This is a genomic window from Pseudomonas sp. 2VD (assembly GCF_005503585.1).
GTDB classification, from domain to species: domain Bacteria; phylum Pseudomonadota; class Gammaproteobacteria; order Pseudomonadales; family Pseudomonadaceae; genus Pseudomonas; species Pseudomonas aeruginosa.
The window spans coordinates 1-5,648 of record NZ_SCND01000380.1 but is presented as its reverse complement, the minus strand read 5'-3'; the positions used below and the strand labels follow the sequence as shown (position 1 = coordinate 5,648).

Genomic DNA, 5,648 nt, shown 5'->3' with positions numbered 1-5,648 from the left:
AGCACGTAGAGGGTGCCGCGGGTCAGGTCGACCCAGAAGTTGCCCAGCTGTCGTGTGGAGCGGCGGCTGATGCCGCGCGCCAGGGCCACCAGCACGCAGAGGCCGACCGCCGCGCTGACGAAGTTCTGCACCGTAAGGCCGACCATCTGGCTGAAGTAGCTCAGCGAGGCCTCGCCGCTGTAGGCCTGCCAGTTGGTGTTGGTGACGAAACTGACCGCGGTGTTGAACGCCAGGGTCCATTCCAGACCCGGCAGGTGCTGCGGGTTCAGCGGCAGGCTGCCCTGCAGCATGAGGATCGAGAACAGCAGGACCAGGCCGGCCAGGTTGAATGCCAGCAGCGCCAGGGTGTAGGTCTTCCAGTCCTGCTCGCTCGCCGGATCGACGCCGAACAGGCGATAGCAGACGCGCTCCAGTGGCGCCAGCGGCGCGCTGAGGAGATTGCGTTGGCCTTCCATCACCTTGAAGCAGTAGCGCCCGAGGAACGGTGCAGGCACCAGGACCAGGGCGAAAAAGGCCAGGATCAAGAGAATCTCGTGGCTGTTCATGTGCCCTCCCCTAGGCACGGTCGGCGCGTAGCAGCGCCACCAGCAAATAGACGAACAGTCCCGTGGCCAGGGCCAGGGACAACCAATCCAGAACGGTCATGTGTGCGATCTCTCCTTCGAACGGCCTCTGCCGCTTGAGGGAAAGTCTCCGCAAAGGGGGCGTAAAGAAGCGATTCCGGGCCGCGCCGGACGGCATAAAGAAAGCGTAAAGAGTGGCGCGGACAGCGCCTGGGAGAGCAACCGGCCGGGGACTGCGCCACGGCCGGTGACAAGGCGAAGGATCGACGCTAGCCCTGGGCGGCGCGGATCATGTTGCGGGCGATCAGCAGTTGCTGGATCTGCGTGGTCCCCTCGTAGATGCGGAACAGTCGCACGTCGCGATAGAAGCGCTCGATCCCGTAGTCGCCGATATAGCCGGCGCCACCGAAGATCTGCACCGCGCGGTCGGCGACGCGGCCGCACATTTCCGAGGCGAACAGCTTGGCGCAGGAAGCCTCGGTACCGACATCGCGGCCTTCGTCGCGCTGCCGCGCGGCGTCGATGACCATGCAGCGCGCCGCGTAGGCTTCGGCCTTGCTGTCGGCGAGCATTGCCTGGATCAACTGGAACTCGGCGATCGGCTGGCCGAACTGCTTGCGTTCCAGGGCATAGCGCAACGCATCCTCGAGCATCCGCTCGGCGACCCCCACGCAGACCGCGGCGATGTGCAGGCGGCCCTTGTCGAGCACCTTCATCGCGGTCTTGAAGCCGACGCCCTCGACCCCGCCGATCAACTGGCTGGCAGGCACCCGGCAGTCGTCGAAGATCACGTCACAGGTATGCGCACCCTTCTGTCCCATCTTGCGATCCGGCTTGCCCAGGGACAGCCCGGGCGTACCGCGCTCGACGACGAAAGCGGAGATTCCGCCGGCGCCACGGATCGCCGGGTCGGTGCGCGCCATCACGGTGTAGATGCCGGCCTGCGGGGCGTTGGTGATGAAGCGCTTGGTACCGTTGAGCACGTAGTGCTGGCCGTCACGCACCGCCGTGGTCTTCAGCGAGGCGGCGTCGGAACCGGAGTCCGGTTCGGTGAGGCAGAACGAACTGAGCAGTTCGCCCGACGCCAGGCGCGGCAGGTAGCGCCGCTTCTGTTCTTCGGTGCCGTCGATGACGATGCCCTGGGAGCCGATGCCATTGTTGGTGCCCAGCAGCGAACGGAATGCCGGCGAGGTCCGCCCCAGTTCGAAGGCGATGCTCACCTCTTCCTCCATGGTCACCCCGAGGCCGCCGTAGGCCTCCGGGATCGACAGGCCGAACAGGCCCATCTCGCGCATGCGGGCGATGATCGCCTCGGGGATGCGGTCGGTTTCCGCCACTTCCTGCTCATGAGGCACCAGGCTTTCGCGGACGAACTGGCGGATGCTGTCCAGCAGCAGGTTCAGGGTTTCCGGATCACGAATCATGCTCACTCCAATAGGCCCTTAGGCCGGTTGCCATGATTCCGTCACCGGCCTCGGTCAGCGGGTGGCGGCCTCGATGTTGTGGACCATGTGCAGCAGGCGCGGGCCGATGTCGTCCTCCAGTTTCTCGCGCTTGAGGTGGAAACTCGGCCCGCCGCAGTTGAACGCCAGCAGCCCATGACTCTCGTGGTGCAAGGCCACGCCCACCGCGTTGACGTCGCGTTGCCACTCGCCGAGCGACAGGCAGAAGCCGTAGTCGGCATAGTCGCGGAAGGCCCGCTCCAGCCCCTTGCGCACTTCCGGCCAGTCTTCCGGGTGGCGCTTGCGGATGTGCCCGAGGATGAACTCCCGCTCGTCCTCCGGCATCGCCGCCAGGCAGGCCCGGCCGATCGCGCTGCGGTGCAGCGAGAGGTGGCTGCCGACCTGGCGACGCATGGTCAGGTTGGCCTCGCCATGCACCACGTCGAGGTAGACCATGCTCAGCCGGTCGCGGGCCGCCATGGCCACCGCGGCCTTGGCGTAGCCGGCCATCTCTTCCATCAACGGGCGGGCGAGCGCGCGAATCGACAGGTTCGAGAGCATCGCGTAGCCGAACGACATCACGCCCACTTCCAACTGGTACTTGCCGCTATGCGGCAGGTGACGCAGATAGCCCAGCCGGGTCAGGGTGTGGGTCAGACGCGACACCGTCGGCTTCGGCAGGCCGGTCTTCTTCGCCAGTTCCTGGTTGCCCAGCAGGCTTTCCCGTGGTGTGAAACAGCGCAGCAATTCCAACCCGCGGGCCAGCGCGGTGACGAACTGGCGGTCCTTGAGTTCCTCGTCTTTCTCCTGCATCGGGTCGATCAGCACAGCTTCGAAGGCGGACACTTCCGCTTCCGTACTGGCACCTTCCGCCGGACTCCGACGCTCGTCGTTGCCGCGCATAGTAGGGACCTCTTTTTCAAAAAATCAATAAAACAAAATCATATTTCGCATAGCGAAACTAATAGAAGAACCCATGCACTTTCAACAACGAAAATAAAAACCTTTTAAAACAGTAAATTGTATAAGTAGATCGTCCGAAATCCGAGGCGAGTATTTACAACGCCACGGCTGGCGCTGATTATTTTCGATAAATCATGAAACTCTATTTCGCATAGCGAAATATCAATTCATCGGAGCTTCCATGTCTGCCGATCCTTCGCCCGTGGTCCTGCTCGAATTTCCCGCAGCCGATATCGCCCTGCTTCGCCTCAATCGTCCGCAAGCCAGGAACGCGCTGAACGACGAAGTGCGCCAGCGCCTCGCCAGCCACTTCCAGACGCTCGGCGCGGATCCGGCGATCCGCGTCATCGTGCTCACCGGCGACTCGCGCTGCTTTGCAGCTGGCGCCGATCTCCGCGATCTCTCGACGAGCACGGCGATCGGCCTGTACGGCCGCCACAGCGAGCGCTACTGGGAAGCCATCGCGCGCTGCCCGAAGCCGGTGATCGCCGCGGTCAACGGCTTCGCCCTGGGCGGCGGCTGCGAACTGGCGATGCACTGCGACCTGATCGTCGCCGGCGAGTCGGCACAGTTCGCCCAGCCGGAGATCAAGGTCGGGGTGATGCCGGGTGCCGGCGGCACCCAGCGCCTGGTACGGGCGGTGGGCAAGTTCCAGGCGCTGCGCATGCTGTTCACCGGCTGCCTGGTGAAGGCTCCGCAAGCGCTGGCCATGGGCCTGGTCAGCGAAGTGGTGGCGGACGAGTCGACGCTGGCGCGCGCCCTGGAACTGGCCACGGAGATCGCCCGCCTGCCCCCTCTGGCGCTGGCGCAGATCAAGGAGGTGGTCCTGGCCGGTGCCGACCTGCCGCTGGACAGTGCCCTGGCCCTGGAACGCAAGGCGTTCCAGTTGCTGTTCGACTCGCAGGACCAGAAGGAAGGCATGCACGCCTTCCTGGAGAAACGCCCGCCGAACTACCAGGGGAAATAGACGATGCCCGATATTCGTTGTATCGCCGTGGTCGGTACCGGTGCGATGGGCACCGGGATCGCCCAGATCGCCGCCCAGGCCGGCCTGACCGTGTGGCTGTTCGACAGCCGCGCCGAGGCCGCCGCCGAGGCACGCCAGCGCCTGCGGCAGACCTTCGAGAGTCTATGCGGCAAAGGCAAGCTGAGCGCCGCCGACGCCGAGGCCGCGCAAAACCGGCTGCGGGTGGCGGAACGCCTGGAACAACTGGGCGACTGCGAACTGGTGGTGGAGGCCATCGTCGAGCGCCTGGAGGCCAAGCAGGAATTGCTGCGCCGGCTGGAAGCCATAGTCGCGCCAGAGACCATCCTCGCCAGCAATACCTCGTCGCTGTCGATCACCGCCATCGCCGCCGCCTGCGAGCGGCCGCAGCGGGTCGCCGGCTTTCACTTCTTCAACCCGGTGCCGCTGATGCGCGTGGTCGAGGTGGTCGACGGCCTGGCCAGCGCTCCGGAAGTCGGCGACGCCCTGCTCGCCCTCGCCGCGCGCCTGGGCCACCGCGGCGTACGGACCAAGGACAGCCCCGGCTTCATCGTCAACCATGCCGGCCGCGCCTATGGCACCGAGGCCCTGCGCATCCTCGGCGAAGGCGTCGCCGAATGCGCCGAGATCGACCGTGTGCTGCGCGAGTGCGCCGGCTTCCGCATGGGGCCGTTCGAACTGCTCGATCTTACCGGCCTCGACGTGTCGCACCCGGTGATGGAATCGATCTACCAGCAGTACTACCAGGAACCGCGCTACCGCCCGCACCCGCTGACCCGCCAGTTGCTCGCCGCCGGCCGTCTCGGGCGCAAGAGCGGCCAGGGCTTCTATCGCTACGTCGACGGCCAGCCGCAGGACAAGCCCGGTCCGCAACCGGTGCCGCAGGCCGCCGCCCGCCCCCCGGTGTGGCTGGGCTGCGAAAACGAGGACGACCGCCGCACGCTCGCCGAACTGCTGCATCGCCTCGGCGTCGAGCCGGAAACCGGCGAACGCCCTTCCGCCGCAGCGCTCTGCCTGCTGGCCGCCTGGGGCGAGGACCTGAGCAGCGCCGTGCAGCGCTTCGCCTGTCCCGCCGAGCGCAGCGTCGGCATCGACCTGCTCTGCGACCTCGAGCGCCGGCGCTGCCTGATGCTCTCGCCGCTGACTACCCCGGCCATGCGCGACGCCGCCCACGCGCTACTGGCTGGCGACGGCGTCGGGGTCACGGTGCTGCGCGACAGTCCCGGCTTCGTCGTCCAGCGGGTACTGGCGATGATCGTCAACCTCGCCTGCGACATCGCCCAGCAGAGCATTGCCAGCGTCGAGGATATCGACCAGGCGGTGCACCTCGGCCTCGGCTATCCCCACGGCCCGCTGGAATGGGGCGACCGCCTCGGCCCGCGGCGCCTGCTGAGCATTCTCCAGCGCCTGCAGGCGCTTACCGGTGACCCGCGCTACCGGCCCAGTCCCTGGCTGCGCCGACGAGCGCAACTGGGCATGTCCCTGCGCGCCGGCGAAACCGCCGCCGTAGGCTGACGCATCGGCGACCTGGCGGCGCAGCGCCATGCGTCTCGCCGCCAGGCCAACGCTTTTTCCCCGAGCGACGCTTTCCGGGCTTGCAGCTGCCGAGGTATCCTGCGCGCAAATTCATCCGATGATTGGATGTTTCTTCCGTGACCATTCCCCTCAAGCGCTCCCTGGTGGACATCGCCCTGG

The 5,648-nt window shown here is 66.3% G+C and carries 6 protein-coding genes; 2 read left to right on the top strand and 4 right to left on the bottom strand.

Features of this window, described 5'->3' with window-relative positions; all coding sequences use genetic code 11:
* The 4 genes from FFS27_RS27605 to FFS27_RS27590 all read right to left on the bottom strand — a co-directional run.
* A partial coding sequence (locus FFS27_RS27605; RefSeq protein ID WP_171019242.1) for a potassium-transporting ATPase subunit KdpA occupies positions 1 to 545 on the bottom strand: 545 nt, incomplete at its 3' end.
* A gap of 10 nt (positions 546 to 555) precedes the next feature.
* Positions 556 to 645 carry a K(+)-transporting ATPase subunit F gene (locus FFS27_RS27600; protein WP_003097848.1) on the bottom strand — a complete coding sequence of 30 codons (90 nt, stop codon included), beginning with the start codon at positions 643 to 645 and terminating at the stop codon, positions 556 to 558.
* Between the two features lie 187 nt (positions 646 to 832).
* Positions 833 to 1,987: an acyl-CoA dehydrogenase family protein gene (locus tag FFS27_RS27595; RefSeq protein ID WP_003109952.1), complete on the bottom strand. Its 1,155-nt coding sequence runs from the start codon at positions 1,985 to 1,987 to the stop codon at positions 833 to 835.
* Positions 1,988 to 2,041: 54 nt separating this feature from the next.
* The gene (locus FFS27_RS27590; RefSeq protein ID WP_003097851.1) at positions 2,042 to 2,908 is read right to left on the bottom strand and encodes an IclR family transcriptional regulator; all 867 of its coding nucleotides are present in this window, start codon (positions 2,906 to 2,908) and stop codon (positions 2,042 to 2,044) included.
* Positions 2,909 to 3,149: 241 nt separating this feature from the next.
* On the opposite strand from FFS27_RS27590, the gene FFS27_RS27585 reads away from it, so the two are divergent.
* Together FFS27_RS27585 and FFS27_RS27580 are read left to right on the top strand one after the other, a co-directional pair.
* The gene (locus FFS27_RS27585) at positions 3,150 to 3,935 is read left to right on the top strand and encodes an enoyl-CoA hydratase (RefSeq protein ID WP_003087516.1); all 786 of its coding nucleotides are present in this window, start codon (positions 3,150 to 3,152) and stop codon (positions 3,933 to 3,935) included.
* 3 nt (positions 3,936 to 3,938) lie between these two features.
* On the top strand, positions 3,939 to 5,468 hold the full coding sequence (locus tag FFS27_RS27580; RefSeq protein WP_023095830.1) for a 3-hydroxyacyl-CoA dehydrogenase: 1,530 nt from the start codon (positions 3,939 to 3,941) through the stop codon (positions 5,466 to 5,468).
* Positions 5,469 to 5,648: the final 180 nt, after the last annotated feature.